This window comes from Rhizobacter sp. P5_C2 (assembly GCF_054049715.1).
Genome location: NZ_JBFULV010000013.1, coordinates 1 through 25,621, shown reverse-complemented (window position 1 = coordinate 25,621; position 25,621 = coordinate 1). Strand labels below are relative to the sequence as shown.

Genomic DNA, 25,621 nt, shown 5'->3' with positions numbered 1-25,621 from the left:
TCAGCCTTGCTGCCGCAGCAGCCGGGCCGCGTCGAGCGCGAAGTAGGTGAGCACGCCGTCGGCGCCGGCGCGCTTGAACGCGAGCAGGCTCTCGAGCATCACCGCGTCATGGTCGAGCCAGCCCTGGGCGGCGGCGGCCTTGACCATCGCGTACTCGCCGCTGACCTGGTAGGCGAAGGTCGGCACGCGGAACTCGTCTTTCACGCGCCGCACGATGTCGAGGTAGGGCATGCCGGGCTTGACCATCACCATGTCGGCGCCTTCGGCCAGGTCGAGCGCGACCTCGCGCAGCGCTTCGTCGCTGTTGCCCGGGTCCATCTGGTAGACCTTCTTGTTCGCCTTGCCGAGGTTCTTGGCCGAGCCGACCGCGTCGCGGAACGGGCCGTAGAAGGCGCTCGCGTACTTGGCGCTGTAGGCCATGATCCGCGTGTGGACCAGGCCGCGCGCTTCGAGCACGTTGCGGATCGCGCCGATGCGGCCGTCCATCATGTCGCTGGGCGCGACGATGTCGACGCCGGCCTCGGCCTGCACCAGCGCCTGGGCGGTCAGCACCTTCACGGTGTCGTCGTTGCGGATGTAATTGGTGTCGTCGAGCAGGCCGTCCTGGCCGTGGCTCGTGAACGGGTCGAGTGCCACGTCGGTCATCAGCCCGAGCTGCGGAAACTGCTTCTTCAGTTCGCGCACCACGGTCGGCACCAGGCCCTTCGGGTTCAGCGCTTCGCTGCCGTCCTCGGTCTTCAGCGCGGGCTCGATGACCGGAAACAGCGCCATCACCGGGATGCCGAGCTTCACGCATTCTTCGGCCAGCGGCATCAGGCGGTCGAGGCTCAAGCGTTGCACGCCGGGCATCGACGCGACCTCGTGCACCTGGTTGTGTCCGTCCTGCACGAACACCGGGTAGATCAGGTCGCTGGCATGCAGGCGGTTTTCGCGCACGAGCGCGCGGGTGAATTCATCGCGGCGCAGGCGGCGCGGGCGGCTGGTGGGGAACGGGGCGGGCGGCAGCATGGCTTCTTCTGAGGGCGGTTGCGACGCGGGGGCCGGCCGCCGAAACCGATGTGACGATGAGACATCGGGACTTTTTACGTGTAAATCCCGTGCGGCGGCACTTCAACAGCCCGGCACTCATCTGCTAAAGTCGCCACTGAATGATAGCCGCAAGGTCGTCATTCCCTGCTTTTCCTCCCTGAGCAGGAGCCTTACCGTGATGACAGCGATGAGGCTTTTCAACCCCGGCCTTGACGGTCGGGGTTTTCTTTTTTGGGCCGCCATAATCCCGCGGATGAGCAGCCTCTATCCCTGGGTCAAGGCCCTGCACCTCATCTTCGTCGCGAGCTGGTTCGCCGGTCTCTTCTACCTGCCGCGCCTGTTCGTCAACCTCGCATCGGTGCCGCCCGACAGCCATGCTGAACGTGAGCGCCTGCTGCTGATGGCACGCAAGCTCTATCGCTTCAGCAGCTTCCTGATGGTGCCGGCCTTGCTGTTCGGCCTGTGGCTGTGGCTGGGCTTCGGCGTCGGGCGCGGGCCCGGCAACGGCTGGCTGCACGCCAAGCTCGCGCTGGTGGTGCTGGCGATCGGCTACCACCACGGTTGCCGCGCGCTGCTGCGCAAGTTCGAGCAGTTCAGCAACCAGCGCAGCGAGCGCTGGTACCGCTTCTTCAACGAGACCGCGATCCTGCTGTTCGCCGCGATCGTCGTGCTGGTGATCGTCAAGCCGTTCTGACCAGGCCATGGCACGGCATCGCAGCTCGGCCGCACCGCTGGCGTGGCTGTATGCGGCGCTGATCGTCTACGCCAGCCTGTCGCCGTTCACCGGCTGGAAGCAACCGATTGCGCTTCCGTTGTACGGGCTCGGCCACCTGCCGTGGCTGCGCTACTGGACGGCCTTCGACGTGGTCTCCAACCTGCTCGGCTACATGCCGCTCGGCGCGCTCGCGGTGGGGGCACTGGTGCGCTCGGGGCGGCGGGTGTCGATCGCCTTCGTCGTGGCGTTGCTGGCCGGCGCGCTGCTGTCGTTCCTGATGGAGAGCCTGCAGAACTGGCTGCCGCAGCGCGTGCCGTCGATGCTCGACTGGATGCTGAACGCCGCCGGCACGCTGGCCGGTGCGCTGGTCGCGGTGGCGGTGCATGCGCTGGGCGGCATCGAGCGCTGGCAGACGCTGCGCGACCGCTGGTTCGTCGCCCGCAGTGCCGGCGGGCTGTTGCTGCTGCTGCTGTGGCCGATCGGCCTGCTGTTCCCGACGCCGGTGCCGCTCGGCCTCGGCCAGGTGCTGGTGCGGCTGCAGGAGCTGGCCGCCGAGGCGCTCGCCGGCACGCCCTGGTCGGCGTGGACCGAAGACTGGGCCGATGCGAGCGTCGCGATGACGCCCTTGACGCGCGGCAGCGAGGTGCTGACGATCCTGCTCGGCCTGCTGGCGCCCTGCCTGGTCGCCTACACCATCGTGCGGCCGGGCTGGCGCCGCGCGGTGACGGTGCCCGGCGCGGCCGCGCTCGGTTTCGCGACGACCACGCTGTCGACGGCGCTGAACTTCGGCCCGCAGCATGCGCTGGCGTGGCTGACGCCGCCCGCGTTGCCGGGGCTCCTGGCCGGTGCGATCGCCGGGCTGTTGCTGCTGCGCGTGCCGCGGCGCGGCGCGGCCGGCCTCGGCCTGGTGGTCGTGACGGCGCTGGTCGCACTGGTGGCGCAGGCGCCGACCGACCCCTACTTCGCCGAGAGCCTGCAGGGCTGGGAGCAGGGCCGCTTCATCCGCTTCCACGGCCTCGCGCAATGGGTGGGCTGGCTGTGGCCGTATGCGGCGCTGGTCTACCTTCTTGCCCGCGTGGCCGCCCGGGACAGCATCGAGCCCGCCGCCCCAGGTCCGTAAAATGCGCCGATGACCTATTTCAAGCGCCACATCTTCTTCTGCCTGAACCAGCGCGACAAAGGCGAAGACAGCTGTGCCAACCACCATGCGCAGGCCGGCTTCGAACGCTGCAAGTCGCGCACGAAGGCCGAGAAGCTGGCCGGCCCCGGCGGCGTGCGGGTCAACAAGGCGGGTTGCCTCGACCGCTGCGCCGGCGGGCCGGTGGCGGTTGTCTACCCGGAAGCGGTCTGGTACACCTACATCGACGATGCCGACATCGACGAGATCGTCGAATCGCACCTGAAGAACGGCGTGGTGGTCGAGCGGCTGCTGCTGCCGGACTCGGTCGGGCGCTGACCGGGGCCGGGCCGATGAATTCGAAGACCGTCAAGCAACTGACGCCGGGCCCCGCGGGCGCGCTCGAATGCGCGCTCGACCGCCCCGAGGGCGAGCCGCGCGGCGTGGCCGTGATCTGCCACCCGCACCCGCAGCAGGGCGGCACGATGGACAACAAGGTCGTGCAGACGCTTGCGCGCGCCTTCCTGCAGCTGGGCTACCGCAGCGTGCGCTTCAACTTCCGCGGCGTGGCGGCCTCCGAGGGCGTGTGGGACGAAGGCCAGGGCGAGATCGACGACGCGCTGGCCGTGATCGCCGCGCACCGCGATCCGGCCTTGCCGCTCGCGCTCGCGGGCTTCTCGTTCGGCGGCTACGTCGCATCGCAGGCGGCGGCCCGCTTGCCCGATGATGCGAAGGTCGAGCGGCTGGTGCTGGTCGGGCCGTCGACGCAGAAACAGAAGGTCGCGCCGGTGCCGGAGGAAACTTTGGTGATCCACGGCGAGTCGGACGACATCGTGCCGCTGTCGGCGACCCTCGACTGGGCACGACCGCAGTCCCTGCCGGTGGTGGTCATCCCCGGCGTGGGCCATTTCTTTCACGGGCAGCTGGCGCTGCTGAAGAACCTGGTGGTGCGGTCCTGGCATCGTTGATGCCGGGGCCATTCGCGCCGCCCAACCTGATTCCGATGTCATGAAAAGACTGTTTGCCCTCGTGCTGGCGCTCGCCGCCGCCGCCGTCTCGTCCGTGTCCCACGCGCAGGCCCCCCAGCCGCCGGAGGTCGCGGCCAAGAGCTACATCCTGCTCGACCTGACCACCGGCCAGACGCTCGCCGAGCGCGAGGCCGATGCGCCGGCCGACCCGGCCTCGCTGACCAAGCTGATGACCGCGTACCTGGCGTTCGCGGCCCTGCGCGACCACAAGCTGACGATGGAGCAGACGCTGCCGGTGTCGCTGCGCGCCTGGCAGGAGCGCAAGGGGGGCGGCTCGCTGATGTTCATCGAGCCGCGCAGCACGCCGAAGGTCGAGGATCTGCTGCGCGGGCTGATCGTCAATTCGGGCAATGACGCCGCGGTGGTGCTGGCCGAAGGCGTCGCCGGCACGCTCGACCAGTTCATCGAGCTGATGAACCGCCAGGCGCAGGCCTTCGGCCTGAAGAACACCCAGTTCAAGAATGCCACCGGCCTGACCGAGCCGGGCCACAAGAGCACCGCGCGCGACGTGGCGGTGATCGCGGGCCGCATCATCCGCGACTTCCCCGAGTACTACCCGATCTACTCGATCAAGAAGTACCACTATGACGGCGCGCCGATCAGCAACGAGAACAACCGCAACGTGCTGCTGACGCGCGACCCCACCGTCGACGGCATGAAGACCGGCTACACCGAGGCCGCCGGCTACTGCATGGTGGTGTCGGCGCAGCGCGATTTCCCGAACCTGGCCGCCAATGGCGCGGCCGGTGGCAAGCGGCGCCTGCTCAGCGTGGTGCTCAACGCGGCCTCGATGGACGCGCGCGCGAACGAGAGCCAGAAGCTGCTGAACTGGGGCTTCCAGGCCTTCGACACGGTGCGCCTGTTCGAGTCGTCGAAGGCGGTGGCCACGGTGCCGGTCTGGAAGGGCGCGGCACGCGAGGCCCAGCTGGGCGCGGCGAACGCGGTCTTCGTCAGCGTGCCCAAGGGCGACGGCGCGAAGCTGCAGACGAAGATCGAACGCACCGATCCGCTGGTCGCGCCGCTGGCGCAGGGCCAGCGCGTCGGCACGCTGAGGGTGACGACCTCCGCCGGCGCGCCGGTGGCCGAGCTGCCGCTGGTGGTGCTGACTGCCGTCGAGCAGGCCGGCATCTTCGGCCGCGCCTGGGATGCCCTGCGGCTGTGGATCAAGTAAGCTCGTCCGTCCCCACTGCATCTGTCCCCGGGAGCCCGCATGCAAGCCCTTCCTGACACCCTGTGCTACCTCAACGGCGAGTACGGCCCGCTGCGCGACGCCAAGGTGTCGGTGCTGGACCGCGGCTTCGTCTTCGGTGACGGCATCTACGAGGTCGTGCCGGTCTACGGCCGGCGCCTGTTCCGCTTCGACGAGCACCTCGCCCGCCTGACCCGCAGCCTCGGCAAGGTGCGCATCGCGAGCCCGTTCGACCGGGCGCAGTGGCTGGAACGCTGCCGCACGCTGATCGACGCGCAGGCGGCCGACGACCAGCTGCTGTACATCCAGATCACGCGCGGCGTCGCGGTGCGCGACCACGTGATGCCGCCCGATCTGACACCGACGGTGTTCATGATGGCCAACCCGATGAAGCCGGCCAGCGCCGAGCAGCGCCACCACGGCGTCACCTGCGTCACCGCGCGCGACTTCCGCTGGGAGCGCGGCGACATCAAGTCGATCTCGCTGCTCGGCAACGTGCTGGCCCGCCAGATCTCGGCCGACCACGGCGCGATCGAGACGATCATGTTCCGCGACGGCTTCCTGACCGAGGCCTCGTCCAGCAACGTCTGGGTCGTGCACGAAGGCGCGGTGCTCGGGCCGCCCAAGAGCGAGCACGTGCTCGAAGGCATCCGCTACGAGCTCATCCGCGAGCTGTGCGAGGAAACCGGCATCGGCTACAACCTGCGCCCGATCTCCGAGGCCGAGGTGGCGGGCGCCGACGAGCTGATGCTGAGCTCGGCCACCAAGGAGGTGCTGGCGGTGACCCAGGTCGACGGCGAAGCGGTCGGCCATGGCGCGTTGCGCGGCAAGCCGGGCCCCGTCTACGCGAAGCTCTACGAGGCCTACCAGCGGGCCAAGAAGGTGCAGTCGATTTGAATTTGCTGCCGGCCGCCCCATCTGCGACGGCATGAACGCCACGATGCAAGAGATGCAAGAGATTCCGCCCGACCAGTCGCTGATCGACTACCCGTCCCGTTTCCCGATCAAGGTGATGGGCACCAACGTCGACGGTTTCGTCCATGCGATCACGACGATCGCGAAGCAGTTCGACCCGGCCTACGACGCGTCCACCGTCGAGATCCGCCCGAGCAGCGGCAACAAGTACCTGGGCGTGACGATCACCGTCACCGCCACCAGCCGCGAGCAGCTCGACGAGCTGTACCGCACGCTGTCGACCCATCCGATGGTCAAGGTGGTGCTTTGACGTTGGCGCGGTGGCTGGTGCTTTGACGTGTCCGCGCTGCTGAAGCTGCTCGGCCCGACCCACTATGCGGCGGCCGCGCAGGCGATGCGCGAGTTCACCGAGGGCCGCGGCGCCGACACGCCGGACGAGATCTGGCTGTGCGAGCACCCGCCCGTCTACACGCAGGGCCTGGCCGGCAAGGCCGAGCATGTGCTGGACCCGCACGGCATCCCGGTGGTGCAAACGAACCGCGGCGGGCAGGTCACGTACCACGGCCCCGGCCAGGTGGTGGCCTACCCGCTGATCGACCTGCGCCGGCTCGGCATCTACGTGAAGGAATACGTCTACCGGCTGGAGCACTGCGTCATCAAGACGCTGGAGGGCTTCGGCATCACCGGCCACCGGGTGGCGGGCGCGCCGGGCATCTACGTGAACCTCGCGGATCCGGCCGGGCATGCCGCGCTGAGCGGACCGCGCGTGCACGAGTTCGAAGGCCTCGGCAAGGTGGCCGCGCTGGGCATCAAGATCAGCCGGCATTGCACGTACCACGGCGTCGCGCTGAATGTGGCGATGGACCTGAGCCCCTTCAGCGGCATCAACCCCTGCGGCTACGCCGGGCTGCAAACCGTCGACTTGGCTACACTGGGCGTCCGCACCGACTGGACCACCGCGGCGCAGCAGCTGGGCGACCGGCTCGCGTCGCACCTCAGCTGATTCCACTGCGCTGACCCGTCGGCCGCCCCCAAGAAAGTACCCCGATGTCGACCGAGAACGTCATCCACCAGGCCCAGGACGCGGCCCACTACGATGCGAGCGCCAAGCAGAAGGCGCAGGCCAAGACGGCCCGCATCCCGATCAAGATCGTCGCCGCCGAGACGCTGAAGAAGCCGGACTGGATCCGCGTGAAGGCCGGCTCGCCGACCACCCGCTTCTACGAGATCAAGCAGATCCTGCGCGAGCACAAGCTGCACACGGTCTGCGAAGAAGCGTCGTGCCCGAACATCGGCGAATGCTTCGGCAAGGGCACGGCCACGTTCATGATCATGGGCGACAAGTGCACCCGCCGCTGCCCGTTCTGCGACGTCGGCCACGGCCGGCCCGATCCGCTCGATGCGGACGAGCCGCTGAACCTCGCGAAGACCATCGCGGCGCTGCGCCTGAAGTACGTGGTGATCACCAGCGTCGACCGCGACGACCTGCGCGACGGCGGCGCGGCGCATTTCGTCGAGTGCATCCAGCGCACCCGCGAGCTGTCGCCCGAGACCCGCATCGAGATCCTGACGCCCGATTTCCGCGGCCGCATGGACCGCGCGCTGGAGATCCTGAAGGCGGCACCGCCCGACGTGATGAACCACAACCTCGAGACCGCGCCGCGCCTGTACAAGGAAGCACGCCCGGGCTCGGACTACGCGTACTCGCTGAACCTGCTGAAGCGCTTCAAGGAATTCGCGCCGCACGTGCCGACCAAGAGCGGGCTGATGGTCGGCCTCGGCGAGACCGATGAAGAGATCCTGCAGGTGATGCGCGACATGCGCGAGCACGGCATCGACATGCTGACGATCGGCCAGTACCTCGCGCCGAGCGGCCACCACCTGCCGGTGCGACGCTACGTGCACCCGGACACCTTCAAGATGTTCGAGCACGAGGCGCTGAAGATGGGGTTCACGCACGCGGCCGTCGGCGCGATGGTGCGTTCGAGCTACCACGCGGACCAGCAGGCGCACGAAGCCGGCGTCGCGAACGCCATTTGAACGCAGGCGTGATCCGGGATCAGGCCTCGGCGAGCAGTTTCTCGACCAGCGCCTGCAGCGCCGCGAAGTCCGGCGCGCCGACATAGCGCTTGACGATCTCGCCGCGCTTGTTGATCAGCACGCTGGTCGGCGTGCCCTCGATCGGGCCGAAGCTTTTCTCTACCGATCCGGTGTTGTCGATCACGACGGTGAACGGCAGGTGCCGCGATTCGGCGAAGTGGATCACCGAGGCCGGCGGGTCGTAGCTCATCGCCACCGCCAGCGTCTCGAAGCCGCGCGCCTTGAACCGGTTGTGGGTCTCGACCACCTGCGGCATCTCGTGCACGCAGGTCGTGCAGGTGGTGGCCCAGAAGTTGACCAGCACCACCTGCCCCTTCAACTGCGCGACGCTGCTGCGGCTACCGTCGAGGCGGGTGAACGCGGCGTCGGGCGCGATCCGCGGACCGGCGCTGCCCGAAAACACTGCATAAGCCCCACAAGCCGCTGCCGCGATTGCCAGAACACTCAACGCAACGGCAAGATGGCGGGTCAATTTCATGGGGTTCGATCGATGCAACGGAGAAAGTTTACGTCAGGGGCGCTCGCAGGATTGGGCTTGTGGGCCTGGAACGGCTCGGCCTGGGCGTTCAGCCTGAGCGAAGGCGACGCGGCCTCGGGCATCCGGGCGGCGCTGGAGCGCGGCGCGGTGTCGGCCGTCAGCCTGCTCGGCCGGCCCGACGGTTTTCTCGCGAACCCGAAGGTGCACATCCCGTTGCCCGGCTTCCTGAACGACGCTGCGCGCTTCCTGAAGGCGACCGGCCAGCAACGGCGCGTCGACGAACTGGAGACGGCGCTGAACCGCGCCGCCGAGGCCGCGGTGCCGGAAGCGAAGACGCTGCTGGTCGGCGCGGTGAAGAGCATGAGCGTCGACGACGCGAAGGGCATCCTGACCGGCGGCGATGGCTCGGTGACGCAGTTCTTCTCGGCCAAGACCCGCGAGCCGCTGGGCGTGCGCTTCCTGCCGATCGTCAAGCGGGCGACCGAGAAGGTGGCGCTGGTCGACAAGTACAACGCGGTGGCCGGCAAGGCGGCCAGCTTCGGGCTGCTGAAGCCGCAGGACGCCAACATCCACAACTACGTCACCGAGAAGGCGCTCGACGGGCTGTTCGTGATGATCGGCGAAGAAGAGCACAAGATCCGCGAGAACCCGGTCGCCACCGGGAGCGCGATCCTGAAGAAGGTGTTCGGCAGCCTCAAGTAGTCTTCGACAGCTCGAACATCAGCGCCGACGGCAGCGAGGTCAGGATCGCGTCGCGCCCGACGCGCGCCATGCTCAGCCCGCCGAAGCCCGAGATCTCGAAGGCGTTGCCCTCTTCGATGATCTCGATGAACACCACCTCGGTGCCGGCCGAATCGACCTCGTGGCGCAGGTCGTTGAAGCGGTCGCCGCGCAGCACCGCCTCGACGACGATCGCATGCGGCAGGCCGCTGCGGCAGAAATCGCGGGCTTCCTCGATCGAGGTCACGAAATCCACCAGCAGGCCCATGTTGCGCACCGCGTCGCGCACCTGTACGCGCACGTCGCGCCGCGAGGCGACCACCAGCACGTGGCTGCCGGCCAGCGGCTTGGTGCGCGACGACGGCGCGAAGCCGCGGTCGAGCTCGAGGATGCTCAGGCCTTCGAGCTGCTCGCTGACGGTGCGGGGGAACTCGATCGACAGCGTCACGTGGCTGCCTTCGATCTTGCGTTCGATCGGCAGGCCCATCGTCCAGGCGGTCTGCTCGAGCAGGCGCCAGGCGATCGAATCCAGCGGCGAGCCGTCTTCCACCGTGGCCGGCGGGAGGTCGGCCTGGTCTTCGGGCTGGTAGGCGAACTTGCTGACCAGGCGCGCATGCGTCGGCCAGGTCTTGATGTCGATGCGGTAGTCGATGGTCGACTGCGCATGGGCCAGCGACCAGTCCAGCAGCGCGTTGAACAGGCTGAACAGCAGCGAGGCGTCGACGATCACGTCGGCCGGCTTCAGCACCTGCTTGATGTGGATGCCGCGCGCCTGGGTTTCGGCGGCGCGCTGGGTCAGCACGTCTTTCAGGCTCTGCGTGAGCGGCAGGCGCTCATGCGTCTGCCGCAGCCGGCCCGAGGCCAGTCGACCGAGCTGCTGGCCGGTGATGCTGATCGCGCGCGCCTTCTGCAGTTCTTCCACCAGGCAGCGCAGGCTGACACGGTCGATGCGGCCGGTGCCGGCCAGCGTCGTGACGCGTTCGAGCGCGCTGGTCAGCGGCGTCGCCATCTCGGCGCTGAGCTCGTTGACCACGTCCCGCCAGTGATCGCGCTCGTCCGGCTCGTGGCCGTCTTGGTGAGCGGGCGCGGCGGCGCGGTCGAGTTCGGTCATGTCCATGTTGGCATCCCTGTCCGTGAAAGAACGGCTTGTGCGGGTTTGTCACCCTTGGTTGCAAGTGTCCTTCAGGCAGATGGGCGTGGTCACCCCCCGATCGCGCAAATCCCCCGACCTCGGGGGTGTCGCGGTGTCTGTTACAGGATGTTCTGGCGACGCAGTTCGGCGCGCTCGGCATCGGACCAGCCGAGCTCGGCCAGCACGTCGTCGGTGTGCTCGCCCAGCAGTGGCGGCGCGCGACGGTACTGCACCGGCGTATCGGACAGCTTCATCGGGCTCGCGACGACGCGCAGCGTGTCGGCCAGCGGGTGCGGCATCGGCACCGTCATGCCGCGGAACTGCACCTGTGGATCGGCGAAGACCTCGGCCAGGTCGTTGATCGCGCCGCAGGGGACCTTCGCCGCTTCGAGGGCGGACAGCCAGTGCTGCCGGGGCCGGGCCGCGATCAGCGCTGCCAGCAGCGGCACCAGCACGGCGCGATGGCGCACGCGGTCGGCATTGCGGGCGAAGCGCGGGTCGGCGGCCAGCTCCGGGCGGCCGGCCACCTCGCAGAACTTGGCGAACTGGCCGTCGTTGCCGACCGCGAGGATCATGTGGCCGTCCGAGGTCTCGAACACCTGGTAGGGGACGATGTTCTGGTGGGCGTTGCCCGCCCGGCTTGGCGCGACACCGGTGGCGAGGAAATTGGCGCCCAGGTTGGCGAGCATCGCGACCTGGGTGTCCAGCAGCGCCATGTCGATGGCCTGGCCCTGGCCGGTCGCATCGCGGTGGCGCAGCGCGGCCAGGATCGCGACGCTCGCGTACATGCCGGTGAACAGGTCGGCCACCGCGACGCCCACCTTCTGCGGACCGCCGCCGGGGAGGTCGTCGCGTTCGCCCGTCACGCTCATCAGGCCGCCGATGCCCTGGATGGCGTAGTCGTAGCCGGCGCGGTCGGCATAGGGGCCGGTCTGGCCGAAGCCGGTGATCGAGCAGTAGACGAGGCGCGGGTAGAGCGCCCGCAGCGATGCGGCGTCGAGCCCGTAGCGGGCCATGTCGCCGACCTTGAAGTTCTCGATGAAGACGTCGCACTGCGACGCCAGCCGGCGGATCAGCGCCTGGCCTTCCGGCTGCGCGATGTCGACCGTGATCGAACGCTTGTTGCGGTTGGTGCCGAGGTAGTAGGCCGCCTCGGCGGTGTCCTCGCCATCGCGTGCCTTCAGGAACGGCGGGCCCCAGCCGCGGGTGTCGTCGCCGCCGCTGCCGTTGCGCATCGGGCGCTCGACCTTGATCACGTCGGCACCCAGGTCGGCGAGCGTCTGGGTGCACCAGGGGCCGGCCAGCACCCGCGACAGGTCGAGGACGCGGATGCCCGACAGCGGCAGGGGCGTGGAGGAGGTGGTGCTCATGCGGGCCATTGTGGCGCTGCGGGCCGGGATAATCGGCCGATGCGAATCCCACGTCTTTGTGCTGCCGCCTGCCTGGTGGTGGCGGCCTGCACGCCCTCGCTCGACTGGCGCGAAGTGCGACCTGCCGGCGGCGGGGTGCTTGCGCTGTTCCCGTGCCGGCCGTCGCAGGATGCGCGTACCGTGCCGCTGGCCGGCGCCGCGCTGAAGCTGAATCTGGAATCGTGCCAGGCCGCAGGGGCGACCTTCGCCCTCAGCTTCACCGACGTGCAGGATCCGGCGCGCGTCGCCGCGACGATCGAGGCCCTGCGCACGGCTGCCGTCGGCAACCTCGGTGGCACGCCCGTCGTCGCCGGTGCTGCCGTGGTGGCCGGCATGACGCCGAATCCGCTGGCGCAGCGGGTGCGTGTCGACGGTCGGTTCCCGGACGGCAGCGTGGTGCGCGAGGAACTGCTGTTCTTCGTCAAGGGCACCGTCGTCTACCAGGCGACCGTGCTCGGCGCGCGCGTGGATGCCTCGGCCGCCGACGCCTTTTTCGACGGGTTGAAGCTTGCGGGATGACGACGGGCGGGCGCCGTGTGACAGCGCGTGTCAGCGCGCGACCACGCTCCAGCGTTGTGGAGGGATGCTGGTTTGGTGCACATCTGTGGTTTTTGTGGCGAGACGAGGCCGCGCGGTTGGCCTCAGCCACCAAGTCGGCGGCTCGAACTGCCGATAATCGAAAACCATGCCCGGTCTTCTCATCATTGCCCACGCGCCGCTGGCGTCATCGCTGAAAGCGGTGGCACAGCACACCTTCCCGGACTGTGCGCGGCTGCTCGAGGCGCTCGACGTGCTGCCCGGCACGCCGGTCGAGGAGGTCGAGCGCCAGGCGCGCGAGATGCTGGGCCGCGTCAGCAACCCCGACGCGCTGATCTTCGCCGACGTGTTCGGCGCAACCCCCTGCAACGTGGCGCAGCGCCTCGCCGACGGCCTGCACGTGAAGGTCATCGCCGGCGTCAACGTGCCGATGCTGTGGCGTTCTCTTTGCTATGCCGACGAATCCCTCGACGCGATGGCGGCACGTGCGATGGCCGGCGCCACGCAGGGCGTGATGCAGGTGGCCTCCGCACGTCCGCAGAACCAGGCCTTCAAACCAGGCGGAAATGACCAAAACCAGCATCACCATCAGCAATAAACTCGGCCTGCACGCGCGTGCCTCGGCCAAGCTCAGCAAGCTTGCCGGCAGTTTCCAGTGCGAGGTCCAGATGAGCCGCAACGGCCGCCAGGTCAACGCCAAGAGCATCATGGGCGTCATGATGCTGGCCGCCGGGATCGGCACCCAGGTCGAGCTCGAAACCTCCGGGGCCGACGAAGAAGCGGCGATGCAGGCCCTCGTCGCGCTGATCAACGACAAGTTCGGCGAAGGCGAGTGACGCCGTAGCGGGCGAAGCACCGGGGCCGCGGCCCCGGTCGCTCACTGTCCCAGGAAGTGCTTGCGGTAGCGCTGCGGCAGGTCGGCGATGCGCATCAGCATCGGGAGGTCGGCGGTGTTGAAGTCAGGATCCCAGGCCGGTGGGCCCAGCACCTTCGCGCCGCAGCGCAGGTAACCCTTGATCAGTGCCGGCGCCTCGACCACGAGGTCGTGCTGCAGTTCATCCACCGGCAGCGCGAGCCGCGGGCGCACCTGCAGCTCGATCGGCGCCAAGTGCGTGTGGCGCAGCTGCTCCCACAGGCTGGCGGCGAAATGGCCACCGTCGCGCATGCTGACGCTCGCGCAGCCGACCATCGTGTCCAGCTTGTTGCGCACCATGAACTCGGCGAGCGCACCCCACAGCGCGAGGATCGCGCCGCCCGAGCGCCAGGCCGGGTGCACGCAGGAGCGGCCCAGTTCCACCATCGTCGAGCGCAGCGGGCGCAGCCGGGTCAGGTCGAACTCGGTCTCGCTGTACAGGCCGCCGATGCGGCGTGCGGAGTCCGGCGTCAGCACGCGGTAGGTGCCGATCACCGGGCCCGGCTCGCCACCCTCGCCCGGGGCGCGCACCAGCAGGTGCTCGCAGAACGGGTCGAACATGTCGATGTCGTGCCCCGCCGGCGAGCCGTGCGGCACGCTCAGGCGTGCGCCCATCTCTTCAGCGAAAACCAGGTGCCTCAGGCGCTGCGCCTGGCGAACTTCGTCTTCATCGCGTGCCCAAACAATTTCCAGCTGAGCAGCATCGATCCGGCGCGCTTGTGGAGTGTGTGAGCTTTCGTGAAGTGACCTCCGGGACGTGTCACCACGCAAATCGGACAGAGGCATCGTCGGCAGGGGCAGGTCCCTCATGGCTTTCTCCTGTGAACTGCCGAGATGGTGGATGCGCACGGTGACGCGTCCATGAACCCGGGATGACGCGCAGATGACATTGCGTGTTTCCCTGCATGCGGGCGGAGCGCCCGCTGCTACGATCGTCTGCATGAGCTTCCAGGTCTTCGGATTGCCGGTGTCACGGGGTGTCGCGATCGGCCGCGCGGTGATGGTCGCGTCGAGCCGCGTCGACGTCGCGCACTATTTCATCGAGGCGTCGCAGGTCGAATCGGAGATCGAGCGGCTGCGCACGGCGCGCGATGCGGTCGCCCAGGAACTGACGACGCTGCAGCGCGAACTGCCCGCCGATGCGCCGGGCGAGCTGTCGGCGCTGCTCGACGTGCACCTGATGCTGCTGCACGACGACTCACTGACCGGCGCGACCAAGAACTGGATCCAGGAGCGCCATTACAACGGCGAGTGGGCGCTGTCGGCGCAGCTGGAGGTGCTGGCGCGCCAGTTCGACGAGATGGAAGACGACTACCTGCGTGAGCGCAAGGCCGACCTGGAGCAGGTGGTCGAGCGCCTGCTGCGGGCAATGGCCCGCGGGCCGCTGTCGGATTCGGCGCCGGCGCCGGGCGTGAGCCCGCGCGATTTCGGCGGCGAGGATCCGCTGGTGCTGGTGGCGAACGATATCGCGCCGGCCGACATGCTGCAGTTCAAGCGCAGCATCTTCACCGGCTTCATCACCGACGTGGGCGGCAAGACCTCGCACACCGCGATCGTCGCGCGCAGCATGGACATCCCGGCCGTGGTCGGCGCGCGCGAGGCGAGCCACATCATCCGCCAGGACGACTGGGTGGTGATCGACGGTGACTGCGGGGCGGTGATCGTCAACCCGTCGCCGATCGTGCTCGAGGAATACCGCTTCAGGCAGCGCCAGAGCGGGCTTGAGCGCGACCGCCTGGCGCGGCTGCGCCACACGCCGGCGGTGACGATGGATGGCGAGCGCGTGGAGCTGCAGGCCAACATCGAGCTGCCGGTGGATGCCATCGGGGCGCTGGAGGCGGGGGCGGTCGGCGTGGGGCTGTTCCGCAGCGAGTTCCTGTTCATGAACCGCGGCAGCGAGTTGCCGGGCGAGGACGAGCAGTACGAGGCGTACCGGGCGGCCATCGAGGCGATGCGGGGCCTGCCGGTGACGATCCGCACGGTCGACATCGGTGCCGACAAGCAGCTCGACCGCATGTCGGTCAATGAACTGAGGCATGAGCATGCGCTGAATCCCGCGCTGGGGCTGCGAGCGATCCGCTGGAGCCTGTCGGAGCCGGGCATGTTTCGGCAGCAACTGCGGGCGATCCTGCGGGCGGCGGCCGTCGGGCCGGTGCGCATCCTCGTACCGATGGTGGCGCACCTGAGCGAAGTGCGGATGTTCCTGGAGGCGCTCGACCGGGCCCGGCAGCAGCTGGCGGATTCGGGGCGGCCGTGCGGCGAGGTGGAGGTCGGCGCCATGATCGAGGTGCCGGCGGCGGCGCTTGCGCTGCCTTTGCTGCTGAAGCACTTCGACTTCGTGTCGATCGGCACCAATGACCTGATCCAGTACACCCTGGCGATCGACCGCGCCGACGAGGCGGTGGCGCACCTCTACGACCCCTGGCACCCCGCGGTGCTGGGGTTGATCGCACAGACCATCACGACTGCGCGAGCGGCGGGCAAGGGGGTCAGCGTGTGCGGCGAAATGGCGGGGGATCCTGAGTTCACCGATCTGCTGCTGGCGATGGGGCTGCGCAACTTCTCGATGCACCCGTCGCAGATCTCGTCGATCAAGCAGCGCGTCTTGCGGGCGGATACCCGTCGCCTGGCATCGCTGCTGCCCACCATTCTTCAGAGCGACGACCCGGCATCGGTATGCCGGCGGGCTCAGGCGAGCCTGCAGACCGTCGGAATCCAGCAGTAATTTCGTGACAGCCTCGCGAAGGCCGAAAATTCGATGCTATAGTCGTGGTCTTCGCTGATCACTGATCAACGGAGCGACCAAGGCAACAGATTGGTTTCGGCAGGCGGCGAAAGCGGCGGACGAAAAAAATCAAGCAAGTTGTTGAAGTCGAGCAAAAAGGTGCTACAGTCTAAGGCTGCGCTGAACGAGATAGATCGGACAGCAAAGCAAGACGGCGAAGCCGGTTTGCAGCTCTTTAAAAATTAACAGCCGATAAGTGTGGGCGTTAGAAGGCGAGTGCCGAAGAGTCGCAAGACTCGAGGTCTCATGGACCTTAAACGCTCATAGAAGTGAAGTTCACTTCAATTCTTTGAGTAATTTATCAAGATCGAACTGAAGAGTTTGATCCTGGCTCAGATTGAACGCTGGCGGCATGCCTTACACATGCAAGTCGAACGGCAGCACGGGAGCAATCCTGGTGGCGAGTGGCGAACGGGTGAGTAATATATCGGAACGTGCCCAGTTGTGGGGGATAGCCCGGCGAAAGCCGGATTAATACCGCATACGACCTGAGGGTGAAAGCGGGGGATCGCAAGACCTCGCGCAATTGGAGCGGCCGATATCAGATTAGCTAGTTGGTGGGGTAAAAGCCTACCAAGGCGACGATCTGTAGCTGGTCTGAGAGGACGACCAGCCACACTGGGACTGAGACACGGCCCAGACTCCTACGGGAGGCAGCAGTGGGGAATTTTGGACAATGGGCGCAAGCCTGATCCAGCCATGCCGCGTGCGGGAAGAAGGCCTTCGGGTTGTAAACCGCTTTTGTCAGGGAAGAAACGGTCTGAACTAATACTTTGGACTAATGACGGTACCTGAAGAATAAGCACCGGCTAACTACGTGCCAGCAGCCGCGGTAATACGTAGGGTGCAAGCGTTAATCGGAATTACTGGGCGTAAAGCGTGCGCAGGCGGCTATGCAAGACAGATGTGAAATCCCCGGGCTCAACCTGGGAACTGCATTTGTGACTGCATGGCTAGAGTACGGTAGAGGGGGATGGAATTCCGCGTGTAGCAGTGAAATGCGTAGATATGCGGAGGAACACCGATGGCGAAGGCAATCCCCTGGACCTGTACTGACGCTCATGCACGAAAGCGTGGGGAGCAAACAGGATTAGATACCCTGGTAGTCCACGCCCTAAACGATGTCAACTGGTTGTTGGACGGCTTGCTGTTCAGTAACGAAGCTAACGCGTGAAGTTGACCGCCTGGGGAGTACGGCCGCAAGGTTGAAACTCAAAGGAATTGACGGGGACCCGCACAAGCGGTGGATGATGTGGTTTAATTCGATGCAACGCGAAAAACCTTACCTACCCTTGACATGTCTAGAAGTTACCAGAGATGGTTTCGTGCTCGAAAGAGAGCTAGAACACAGGTGCTGCATGGCCGTCGTCAGCTCGTGTCGTGAGATGTTGGGTTAAGTCCCGCAACGAGCGCAACCCTTATCATTAGTTGCTACGCAAGGGCACTCTAATGAGACTGCCGGTGACAAACCGGAGGAAGGTGGGGATGACGTCAGGTCATCATGGCCCTTATGGGTAGGGCTACACACGTCATACAATGGCCGGTACAGAGGGCTGCCAACCCGCGAGGGGGAGCTAATCTCAGAAAACCGGTCGTAGTCCGGATCGCAGTCTGCAACTCGACTGCGTGAAGTCGGAATCGCTAGTAATCGCGGATCAGCTTGCCGCGGTGAATACGTTCCCGGGTCTTGTACACACCGCCCGTCACACCATGGGAGCGGGTTCTGCCAGAAGTAGTTAGCCTAACCGCAAGGGGGGCGATTACCACGGCAGGGTTCGTGACTGGGGTGAAGTCGTAACAAGGTAGCCGTATCGGAAGGTGCGGCTGGATCACCTCCTTTCTGGAAAAAATGGTGCTCAATTTTTAGCGCCCACGCTTATCGGCTGTTGTGACAACAGTTCAAGAGAACGGTTCAATCCGGAACAAGGGTCTGTAGCTCAGCTGGTTAGAGCACCGTCTTGATAAGGCGGGGGTCGTTGGTTCGAGCCCAACTAGACCCACCAACTTCCATCGGGGGATTAGCTCAGCTGGGAGAGCACCTGCTTTGCAAGCAGGGGGTCGTCGGTTCGATCCCGTCATCCTCCACCAATGTACCAACGTCTTTGAAGAAGGCGTTCTCTTGAAGAAGAAGAAATCGTCGCTGACGCAAGCAGCTTGGTGTTCTCACCAGGCTGTTTTCGTCAGCGGTTCGAAAGAATCGGCTGTTGCTCTTTAACAATTCGTAGAGTCGAAAATCAGCGTTGTCGGCGGAAAGCAGACCGAAAGGGATGCACCGTGCCGCCGATGACGAACTTGATTGCGTCAACAGATATTCAACTTGAGTTGATCGAGAAATCGATCGAAGCGAGTTTTGAAGAACGGCATAACGCGAAATACTCAAACAGTCATTGACCGATGCCCAGCACAAGTGGGCGTCAAAGTTATAGGGTCAAGTGACTAAGTGCATGTGGTGGATGCCTTGGCGATTACAGGCGACGAAGGACGTGATAGCCTGCGATAAGCTTCGGGGAGCTGGCAAATTAGCTTTGATCCGGAGATTTCCGAATGGGGAAACCCGACCGTAAGGTCATCGCATACTGAATACATAGGTATGCGAGGCGAACCGGGTGAACTGAAACATCTCAGTAGCTCGAGGAAAAGACATCAACCGAGATTCCGAAAGTAGTGGCGAGCGAAATCGGAAGAGCCTGCACGTTTTAGCATCTTGCATATCAGAACGGAATGGAAAGTCCGGCCATAGCGGGTGATAGCCCCGTATGAAAAATGTAGGGTGTGGAACTAGGCGTGCGACAAGTAGGGCGGGACACGTGTAATCCTGTCTGAATATGGGGGGACCATCCTCCAAGGCTAAATACTCGTAATCGACCGATAGTGAACTAGTACCGTGAGGGAAAGGCGAAAAGAACCCCGGGAGGGGAGTGAAATAGATCCTGAAACCGCATGCATACAAACAGTCGGAGCCCGCAAGGGTGACGGCGTACCTTTTGTATAATGGGTCAGCGACTTACATTCAGTGGCAAGGTTAACCGAATAGGGAAGCCGTAGAGAAATCGAGTCCGAATAGGGCGTTCAGTCGCTGGGTGTAGACCCGAAACCAAGTGATCTATCCATGGCCAGGATGAAGGTGAGGTAACACTTACTGGAGGTCCGAACCGACTAGTGTTGCAAAACTAGCGGATGAGCTGTGGATAGGGGTGAAAGGCTAAACAAACTTGGAAATAGCTGGTTCTCTCCGAAAACTATTTAGGTAGTGCCTCAAGTATTACCGTCGGGGGTAGAGCACTGTTATGGCTAGGGGGTCATGGCGACTTACCAAACCATTGCAAACTCCGAATACCGATGAGTACAGCTTGGGAGACAGTGCACCGGGTGCTAACGTCCGGACACAAGAGGGAAACAACCCAGACCGCCAGCTAAGGTCCCCAAAATTGGCTAAGTGGGAAACGAAGTGGGAAGGCTAAAACAGTCAGGATGTTGGCTTAGAAGCAGCCATCATTTAAAGAAAGCGTAATAGCTCACTGATCGAGTCGTCCTGCGCGGAAGATGTAACGGGGCTAAGCCAGTTACCGAAGCTGCGGATTTGCTAGCAATAGCAAGTGGTAGGAGAGCGTTCTGTAAGCCTGTGAAGGTGGCTTGTGAAGGCTGCTGGAGGTATCAGAAGTGCGAATGCTGACATGAGTAGCGTTAAAGGGGGTGAAAAGCCCCCTCGCCGAAAGCGCAAGGTTTCCTACGCAACGTTCATCGGCGTAGGGTGAGTCGGCCCCTAAGGCGAGGCAGAGATGCGTAGCTGATGGGAAACAGGTCAATATTCCTGTACCGATATGTAGTGCGATGTGGGGACGGAGAAGGTTAGCTCAGCCGGGTGTTGGATGTCCCGGTTCAAGCGTGTAGTCGTGCTGCCTAGGCAAATCCGGGCAGCTTAGATGAGGCGTGATAACGAGGCGGCTTGCCGCTGAAGTGAGTGATACCCTGCTTCCAGGAAAAGCCACTAAGCTCCAGCTACATACGACCGTACCGCAAACCGACACTGGTGCGCGAGATGAGTATTCTAAGGCGCTTGAGAGAACTCTGGAGAAGGAACTCGGCAAATTGACACCGTAACTTCGGAAGAAGGTGTGCCTTTAGTAGGTGAACCATTTACTTGGGGAGCCCAATGAGGCCGCAGAGAATCGGTGGCTGCGACTGTTTATTAAAAACACAGCACTCTGCAAAGACGAAAGTCGACGTATAGGGTGTGACGCCTGCCCGGTGCTGGAAGATTAAATGATGGGGTGCAAGCTCTTGACTGAAGTCCCAGTAAACGGCGGCCGTAACTATAACGGTCCTAAGGTAGCGAAATTCCTTGTCGGGTAAGTTCCGACCTGCACGAATGGCGTAACGATGGCCACACTGTCTCCTCCAGAGACTCAGCGAAGTTGAAATGTTTGTGATGATGCAATCTCCCCGCGGAAAGACGGAAAGACCCCATGAACCTTTACTGTAGCTTTACATTGGACTTTGAACAGATCTGTGTAGGATAGGTGGGAGGCTTTGAAGCGGTGCCGCTAGGTGTCGTGGAGCCAACGTTGAAATACCACCCTGGTGTGTTTGAGGTTCTAACCTTGGCCCGTTATCCGGGTTGGGGACAGTGTATGGTGGGCAGTTTGACTGGGGCGGTCTCCTCCCAAAGCGTAACGGAGGAGTTCGAAGGTACGCTAGGCACGGTCGGAAATCGTGCTGATAGTGCATTGGCATAAGCGTGCTTGACTGCGAGACTGACAAGTCGAGCAGGTACGAAAGTAGGACAAAGTGATCCGGTGGTTCTGTATGGAAGGGCCATCGCTCAACGGATAAAAGGTACTCTGGGGATAACAGGCTGATACCGCCCAAGAGTTCATATCGACGGCGGTGTTTGGCACCTCGATGTCGGCTCATCTCATCCTGGGGCTGTAGCCGGTCCCAAGGGTATGGCTGTTCGCCATTTAAAGAGGTACGTGAGCTGGGTTTAAAACGTCGTGAGACAGTTTGGTCCCTATCTTCCGTGGGCGCTGCAAGATTGAGAGAGCCTGCTCCTAGTACGAGAGGACCGGAGTGGACGCACCTCTGGTGTATCGGTTGTCACGCCAGTGGCATCGCCGAGTAGCTATGTGCGGAAGAGATAACCGCTGAAAGCATCTAAGCGGGAAACTCGTCTCAAGATGAGTCTTGCCGGGGCCTTGAGCCCCCTGAAGAGTCGTTCGAGACCAGGACGTTGATAGGCTGGGTGTGGAAGCGCAGTAATGCGTTAAGCTAACCAGTACTAATTGCTCGTGAGGCTTGACCCTATAACTTTGATCCAACGATCAAAGCTGTCTGAGGACAAGCGTTGTGCAGTTCTTCCAACGAATATCCTTGGACGCAATCAAGTTCCAGATCGATTCGTCGATCAAGCCATGCTGATTACGCTCGTGTGATTCCAATCCACGAAGCGTCGACTCTACCAATTGGCTGCAAAGCTGAATCTCACAAGATCCAGCTCGGCGGCAACAAGTTAAGCCTGATGACCATAGCGAGGTGGTCCCACTCCTTCCCATCCCGAACAGGACAGTGAAACGCCTCAGCGCCGATGATAGTGCGGGTTCCCGTGTGAAAGTAGGACATCGTCAGGCTATTAATAAAGCCAACCCCCGTCTCCTCCCAAGGTGACGGGGGTTTCGCTTTTGGGGCAACGGGAATCGGTTGAGTGGAAATAGTTGAACTGCGGTATACGCATCGCGGGCGAGTTTGCTTCCAAGCATTACCCGCATTGCTGCTCGCCGGGTCATGCACTACCCTGCTGCGCTCCAACAACTTCACCGAGGACGCGCCATGACCATCGCCCGCCATTGGATGGCCCTGGGATGCATTGCCGGAGTCGCGATGCTCGCCGCTTGCGCGAGCAAGCCATCCCCCCAGAGTCCGATGACCTTCTTCGTCACCAGCGCGAATCCCGGCAAAGGGGCCGACCTCGGCGGGCTGGCCGGTGCAGACCAATACTGCAAGGCACTCGCGACGGCTGTCGGCGCCGGCGACAGAGACTGGCGCGCCTACCTCAGTGCCGATGCATCTGGTGGCACGACGCCGGTGAATGCGCGTGATCGCATTGGCAAAGGCCCGTGGAAGAACGCCCGCGGCGTCGTGATCGCCAACAGCGTCGACGAATTGCATGGCGCGAATGCCCTCACGAAGCAGACCGCCCTCACCGAGAAGGGTGACGTGATCAACGGCCGCGGTGACACGCCGAACCTGCACGACATGCTGACTGGCTCGACCCCGGACGGCCGCGTCGCGACCGGCGACAAGAATCTCACCTGCGGCAACTGGACGCAGAGCGGCGAGGGCTCGGCGATCGTCGGCCACCACGACCGCACCGGCCTCGACGAGCAAGCGCCCGCCAAGTCGTGGAACTCGTCGCACCCGTCGCGCGGCTGCAGCCCGGATGCCTTGAAGGCGACCGGCGGTGCCGGCCTCTTCTACTGCTTCGCGACGAACTGAGCGTCCAACGTCCAGCCAGGCCGTCCGACTCACGGCGCGACGCTCATCCCTTCGCGTCGCGCTTGCAAGCCTGCTGAAGCGCCAGCCACCCGGCCACGCCCAGCGTCTGCATCGTCCGCATGTTGGTTTCGTAGATGCTGTCCGGGTCCGGGAAGCTGTCGACGGCGCGCGTGATGCTCTCCTCGCGCAGCAGGTGCAGCGTGGGCCAGGGCGAGCGGTTGGTGGCATTCGTGATGTCGTCGGGCTCGGTGCCGCCGAACTGGAAATCGGGGTGGAAAGCGGCGACCTGCAACACGCCTTCCAGCCCCATGTCGTCGACCGCCGCCTCGGCAATGCCGAGAAAGTCGTTGAACGCTTCGAAGTCGCCCAGCACGCCGGGATGGATCAGCAAGGTGGTCTCGATCTCGTCGGCAGGCGTGTCGATCAGGCGCTGCATCTCGTCGCACAGCACCGTGAGCAGCACTTCTTCGTCGGTCGCCTCGCTGACCACATAGCGGATCTGGTCCTTGACCTGCACCGCCTTCGCGAACGGGCACAGGTTCAGCCCGACGACGGCGCGGTTGACCCACGCGCGGGTTTCGGCCGTCACGGCCTCTGCATCGATGTCCATCCGCGGATTGTCGCCGGTGCGGCCGACCGTGCTGGCACACTGCGTGCCTCGCCCGCCTGAACAGCCCCATGCCCCCGCCGCTGAAGTACCTGACCGGCTACCCCGAGCCTCTGCAAGCCCAGGTGCGCGACCTGCTCGACGCCGGCACGCTCGGCGAGCGACTGTCGTCGCGCTACACCGACCTGCACGAGGTCCGCACCGATGGCGCGCTGTACGACTACACGATGGCGCTGAAGAACCGCTTCATGCGCAGCTCGCCGCCGCTCAGCAAGGTGGTGTTCGACAACAAGCTGCAGGTCGTCGAGCACGCGCTCGGCCTGCACACGATGACCTCGCGCGTGCAGGGCGGCCAGCTGAAGGCCAAGCGCGAGATCCGCATCGCCGGGGTGTTCCGCACCGGACCGGCCGACTTCCTGAAGATGATCGTGGTGCATGAACTCGCCCACCTGAAGGAGCGCGCGCACGACAAGGCCTTCTACCAGCTGTGCACCCACATGGCGCCCGACTACCATCAGCTCGAGTTCGACCTGCGCGCCTGGCTCACCTGGCGCGAATGTGAATCGCAGGCACCGCGCGAGCCCTGATCCGCAGCGCCGTCACCAGTCTTCCTTGACGGCCAGCGCCATCTGCCGCCCGGCCGCGCTGCGGGCCGACAACCAGGCCGTCAGCGTGCCCGCGGCGATCACCGCCAGGCACAAGGCCGCGAGGCGCCCCCAGGGCAGCAGCAGGTCCATCGTCCAGTGAAAGCTCTGCGGATTGACGACCTTCACCAGCACGACGCTGACCGCCAGCCCCAGCAACAGCCCGAGCAGCGCGCCCGCCGCGGTCCACACCGCGCCTTCGATCGACACCACCGCCAGCACCTGCCGGCGCGTCAGCCCGAGGTGGGCCAGCAGCCCGAACTCCTTGCGCCGCGCCAGCACCTGCGCCGAGAAGCTGGCGGCGATGCCGAACAGCCCGATCGCGATCGCGACCGCCTGCAGCCAGTAGGTGACCGCGAAGCTGCGGTCGAAGATGCGCAGCGAGAGCGCGCGGATCTCGCCCGGTGACGCGAACTCCAGCAGCCGCCCGTCGAGCCCGCTCGCCTGCGCCGCGGCCCGCAGGGCCGCCTGCACCGCAGCGGCATCGGTGCCCGGCGCCAGCCACAGCGCCATGTCGTTGACCTGCGTGTCGCCGGTCAGCTGTTGATAGTCGGCCGCCGGCAGCGTCACGGCCCCATGCTGGCGCGCATAGTCGCGCCACACGCCGCGCACGAACAGCCGCGCGCGCTGCCCGTTCGGCAGCGGCAGGTCGAGGCGCGTGGCCGGTGCCGCGCCGTACAGGCTCACCATCGCCTCGCTGACGTAGGCGGCGCGCTCGCCTGCCGGCAACGGCAGCAGCTCGCCGACCAGCGGCAGTTCCTTCTCGGGCTGCGACAACGGCCGCGCGATCAGCACGACGCCCGGCCGCTGCGGATCCAGCTGCACCACCGACACCCGCTGCGATTCGACGCGCAGCACGCCGCCGATCGCCGCCGCGCGCTGCAGCAGTTGCGGCGGCAGCGTCACCACATCGTTGCCGCCGGCGTTGGCCGCTGCGCGCAGGTAAAGATCGGCCGGCAGCACGGTGTCCAGCCATTGGGTGACGGCATCGCGGAAGCTCGCGACCATCACCGTCAGCGCGACCGCGAGGCTCAGGCTCGCGACGACGCCGGCGACTGCGATCGTCGCGGTGTTGCGCTGATGGCGTGCGCGCTCGATGGCCAGCAGCGCCAGCGGCCGTGTCGACGGCTTCAGCACCGACAGCAGCGCCGCGACGCCGACCGGCACACAGGCGATGCCGCCCAGCAGCAGGCACGCGACCGAGAGATACGCGGCGAGCGGGATCTCGGCGATCGGCGGCAGCAACGCCAGCCCGACCCCCGCGGCCAGCAAGGCCGGCCCCGGCCAGCGCGCCGCGCGGCCCTGCTGCGTGCCCAGCCCCTTCAGCGCCAGCGCGGGCGCCAGTTGCTGCGCGGCCCGCGCGGGCAGCCAGCCGCCGACCAGCGCGGCCGCTACGCCCAAGCCGCCATACGCCAGCGCCGCCAGCGCGCTGAACTGCAGGTGCGGCGCGACGCCGGGAAAGTAGCCGCCGCCCAGGTCGCCGGCCAGCAGCCGCAGCGCCAAGACCGCGAGCCCGGTGCCGAGGGCCAGCCCGAGCACGCTGCCGGCGACCCCGAGCAGCGCCGACTCCGCCAGCACCAGTTGCAACCGCTCGCGCCCGCCGAGGCCAAGAACCCCCAGCAGCGCGAGTTGAGGCTGCCGCTTCGCGACCGACAGCGACAGGATCGAGAACACCAGGAACGCGCCAGTGAACAGCGCCACCAGCGCCAGCACCGTCAGGTTCACGCGGTAGGCGCGCGACACGTTCGAGACACGCTGCGCCGCTTCGTCCGGCGACGCCGCGCGCACGCCCTCGGGCCACGCCCTCGGGC

General features: G+C 65.3%; 23 protein-coding genes, 2 tRNA genes and 3 rRNA genes. 21 read left to right on the top strand and 7 right to left on the bottom strand.

Annotated features, from left to right (window positions below):
• A complete protein-coding gene (hemB, locus tag ACXJLU_RS06625) occupies positions 1-1,008 on the bottom strand; it encodes a porphobilinogen synthase (protein WP_457329648.1) in 1,008 nt (335 codons plus the stop codon).
• A 274-nt stretch (positions 1,009-1,282) separates the two neighbouring features.
• Here hemB and ACXJLU_RS06620 point away from each other — a divergent pair, with 274 nt between their 5' ends.
• The 9 genes from ACXJLU_RS06620 to lipA are packed head-to-tail and all read left to right on the top strand — an operon-like array spanning position 1,283 to position 8,033.
• Complete coding sequence (locus ACXJLU_RS06620) at positions 1,283-1,723, top strand: CopD family protein (protein ID WP_457329647.1); 441 nt, start codon at positions 1,283-1,285, stop codon at positions 1,721-1,723.
• A 7-nt stretch (positions 1,724-1,730) separates the two neighbouring features.
• Complete coding sequence (locus ACXJLU_RS06615) at positions 1,731-2,864, top strand: VanZ family protein (protein ID WP_457329646.1); 1,134 nt, start codon at positions 1,731-1,733, stop codon at positions 2,862-2,864.
• 9 nt (positions 2,865-2,873) lie between these two features.
• Positions 2,874-3,200 (top strand): (2Fe-2S) ferredoxin domain-containing protein, encoded by a 327-nt coding sequence (locus tag ACXJLU_RS06610; protein ID WP_056804579.1) that lies wholly within the window; start codon positions 2,874-2,876, stop codon positions 3,198-3,200.
• A 14-nt stretch (positions 3,201-3,214) separates the two neighbouring features.
• A complete protein-coding gene (locus tag ACXJLU_RS06605; RefSeq protein WP_457329645.1) occupies positions 3,215-3,829 on the top strand; it encodes an alpha/beta hydrolase in 615 nt (204 codons plus the stop codon).
• 40 nt (positions 3,830-3,869) lie between these two features.
• A complete protein-coding gene (locus ACXJLU_RS06600) occupies positions 3,870-5,060 on the top strand; it encodes a D-alanyl-D-alanine carboxypeptidase family protein (RefSeq protein ID WP_457329644.1) in 1,191 nt (396 codons plus the stop codon).
• 39 nt (positions 5,061-5,099) lie between these two features.
• Positions 5,100-5,975 (top strand): D-amino acid aminotransferase, encoded by an 876-nt coding sequence (locus ACXJLU_RS06595; RefSeq protein WP_457329643.1) that lies wholly within the window; start codon positions 5,100-5,102, stop codon positions 5,973-5,975.
• 52 nt (positions 5,976-6,027) lie between these two features.
• Positions 6,028-6,303, top strand: a complete 276-nt coding sequence (locus tag ACXJLU_RS06590; RefSeq protein ID WP_073468198.1) for a YbeD family protein — start codon at positions 6,028-6,030, stop codon at positions 6,301-6,303.
• Positions 6,304-6,330: 27 nt separating this feature from the next.
• Positions 6,331-6,996: a lipoyl(octanoyl) transferase LipB gene (lipB, locus tag ACXJLU_RS06585; protein ID WP_457329642.1), complete on the top strand. Its 666-nt coding sequence runs from the start codon at positions 6,331-6,333 to the stop codon at positions 6,994-6,996.
• Between the two features lie 44 nt (positions 6,997-7,040).
• Positions 7,041-8,033, top strand: a complete 993-nt coding sequence (lipA, locus tag ACXJLU_RS06580; protein ID WP_457329641.1) for a lipoyl synthase — start codon at positions 7,041-7,043, stop codon at positions 8,031-8,033.
• Between the two features lie 19 nt (positions 8,034-8,052).
• Here lipA and ACXJLU_RS06575 read toward each other — a convergent pair whose 3' ends face one another.
• On the bottom strand, positions 8,053-8,571 hold the full coding sequence (locus tag ACXJLU_RS06575; RefSeq protein ID WP_457329640.1) for a TlpA family protein disulfide reductase: 519 nt from the start codon (positions 8,569-8,571) through the stop codon (positions 8,053-8,055).
• A 12-nt stretch (positions 8,572-8,583) separates the two neighbouring features.
• Between ACXJLU_RS06575 and ACXJLU_RS06570 the strand changes: the two genes are divergently transcribed.
• Positions 8,584-9,273 carry a DUF4197 domain-containing protein gene (locus tag ACXJLU_RS06570; RefSeq protein ID WP_457329639.1) on the top strand — a complete coding sequence of 230 codons (690 nt, stop codon included), beginning with the start codon at positions 8,584-8,586 and terminating at the stop codon, positions 9,271-9,273.
• Here ACXJLU_RS06570 and ACXJLU_RS06565 read toward each other — a convergent pair.
• Together ACXJLU_RS06565 and ACXJLU_RS06560 are read right to left on the bottom strand one after the other, a co-directional pair.
• Complete coding sequence (locus tag ACXJLU_RS06565; RefSeq protein ID WP_457329638.1) at positions 9,266-10,408, bottom strand: hypothetical protein; 1,143 nt, start codon at positions 10,406-10,408, stop codon at positions 9,266-9,268. The two genes, ACXJLU_RS06570 and ACXJLU_RS06565, sit on opposite strands and share 8 nt — an antisense overlap.
• Positions 10,409-10,542: 134 nt before the next feature.
• Positions 10,543-11,793: a CaiB/BaiF CoA transferase family protein gene (locus tag ACXJLU_RS06560; RefSeq protein ID WP_457329637.1), complete on the bottom strand. Its 1,251-nt coding sequence runs from the start codon at positions 11,791-11,793 to the stop codon at positions 10,543-10,545.
• A gap of 39 nt (positions 11,794-11,832) precedes the next feature.
• On the opposite strand from ACXJLU_RS06560, the gene ACXJLU_RS06555 reads away from it, so the two are divergent.
• The 3 genes from ACXJLU_RS06555 (at position 11,833) to ACXJLU_RS06545 (ending at position 13,205) form a co-directional block, all read left to right on the top strand.
• Entirely contained in the window at positions 11,833-12,351 is a 519-nt protein-coding gene (locus ACXJLU_RS06555; RefSeq protein WP_457329636.1) for a hypothetical protein, read from the top strand.
• A 166-nt stretch (positions 12,352-12,517) separates the two neighbouring features.
• Entirely contained in the window at positions 12,518-12,967 is a 450-nt protein-coding gene (locus tag ACXJLU_RS06550) for a PTS sugar transporter subunit IIA (RefSeq protein WP_073468189.1), read from the top strand.
• Positions 12,936-13,205, top strand: coding sequence for an HPr family phosphocarrier protein (locus ACXJLU_RS06545; RefSeq protein ID WP_073468190.1), 270 nt, complete (start codon positions 12,936-12,938; stop codon positions 13,203-13,205). The genes ACXJLU_RS06550 and ACXJLU_RS06545 overlap by 32 nt, the downstream gene beginning before the upstream one ends.
• A 41-nt stretch (positions 13,206-13,246) precedes the next feature.
• On the opposite strand, the gene ACXJLU_RS06540 is transcribed toward ACXJLU_RS06545, so the two are convergent.
• Complete coding sequence (locus ACXJLU_RS06540; protein WP_457329635.1) at positions 13,247-14,092, bottom strand: GNAT family N-acetyltransferase; 846 nt, start codon at positions 14,090-14,092, stop codon at positions 13,247-13,249.
• 130 nt (positions 14,093-14,222) lie between these two features.
• Here ACXJLU_RS06540 and ptsP point away from each other — a divergent pair, with 130 nt between their 5' ends.
• The 7 genes from ptsP (at position 14,223) to ACXJLU_RS06505 (ending at position 22,559) form a co-directional block, all read left to right on the top strand.
• Entirely contained in the window at positions 14,223-16,007 is a 1,785-nt protein-coding gene (gene ptsP / locus ACXJLU_RS06535) for a phosphoenolpyruvate--protein phosphotransferase (RefSeq protein ID WP_457329634.1), read from the top strand.
• Positions 16,008-16,376: 369 nt separating this feature from the next.
• Positions 16,377-17,907: ribosomal RNA gene (locus ACXJLU_RS06530) — 16S ribosomal RNA — on the top strand.
• Positions 17,908-17,993: 86 nt separating this feature from the next.
• A tRNA-Ile gene (locus ACXJLU_RS06525) sits at positions 17,994-18,070 on the top strand.
• Between the two features lie 9 nt (positions 18,071-18,079).
• A tRNA-Ala gene (locus tag ACXJLU_RS06520) sits at positions 18,080-18,155 on the top strand.
• Positions 18,156-18,493: 338 nt separating this feature from the next.
• Positions 18,494-21,370 (top strand): 23S ribosomal RNA (locus ACXJLU_RS06515).
• A gap of 211 nt (positions 21,371-21,581) precedes the next feature.
• Positions 21,582-21,694: ribosomal RNA gene (rrf, locus tag ACXJLU_RS06510) — 5S ribosomal RNA — on the top strand.
• Together the 16S, 23S and 5S rRNA genes with 2 tRNA genes alongside form the textbook arrangement of a ribosomal RNA operon.
• 292 nt (positions 21,695-21,986) lie before the next feature.
• Complete coding sequence (locus tag ACXJLU_RS06505) at positions 21,987-22,559, top strand: hypothetical protein (RefSeq protein WP_457329633.1); 573 nt, start codon at positions 21,987-21,989, stop codon at positions 22,557-22,559.
• 43 nt (positions 22,560-22,602) lie between these two features.
• Here the strand turns inward: ACXJLU_RS06505 and ACXJLU_RS06500 are convergent, their stop codons facing one another.
• The gene (locus ACXJLU_RS06500; RefSeq protein ID WP_457329632.1) at positions 22,603-23,169 is read right to left on the bottom strand and encodes a DUF1415 domain-containing protein; all 567 of its coding nucleotides are present in this window, start codon (positions 23,167-23,169) and stop codon (positions 22,603-22,605) included.
• A gap of 68 nt (positions 23,170-23,237) precedes the next feature.
• Between ACXJLU_RS06500 and ACXJLU_RS06495 the strand changes: the two genes are divergently transcribed.
• Positions 23,238-23,753: a M48 metallopeptidase family protein gene (locus ACXJLU_RS06495; protein ID WP_457329631.1), complete on the top strand. Its 516-nt coding sequence runs from the start codon at positions 23,238-23,240 to the stop codon at positions 23,751-23,753.
• Positions 23,754-23,765: 12 nt separating this feature from the next.
• Here the strand turns inward: ACXJLU_RS06495 and ACXJLU_RS06490 are convergent.
• Positions 23,766-25,621 (bottom strand): FtsX-like permease family protein (locus ACXJLU_RS06490; protein ID WP_457329630.1); only part of this gene is annotated, 1,856 nt, incomplete at its 5' end.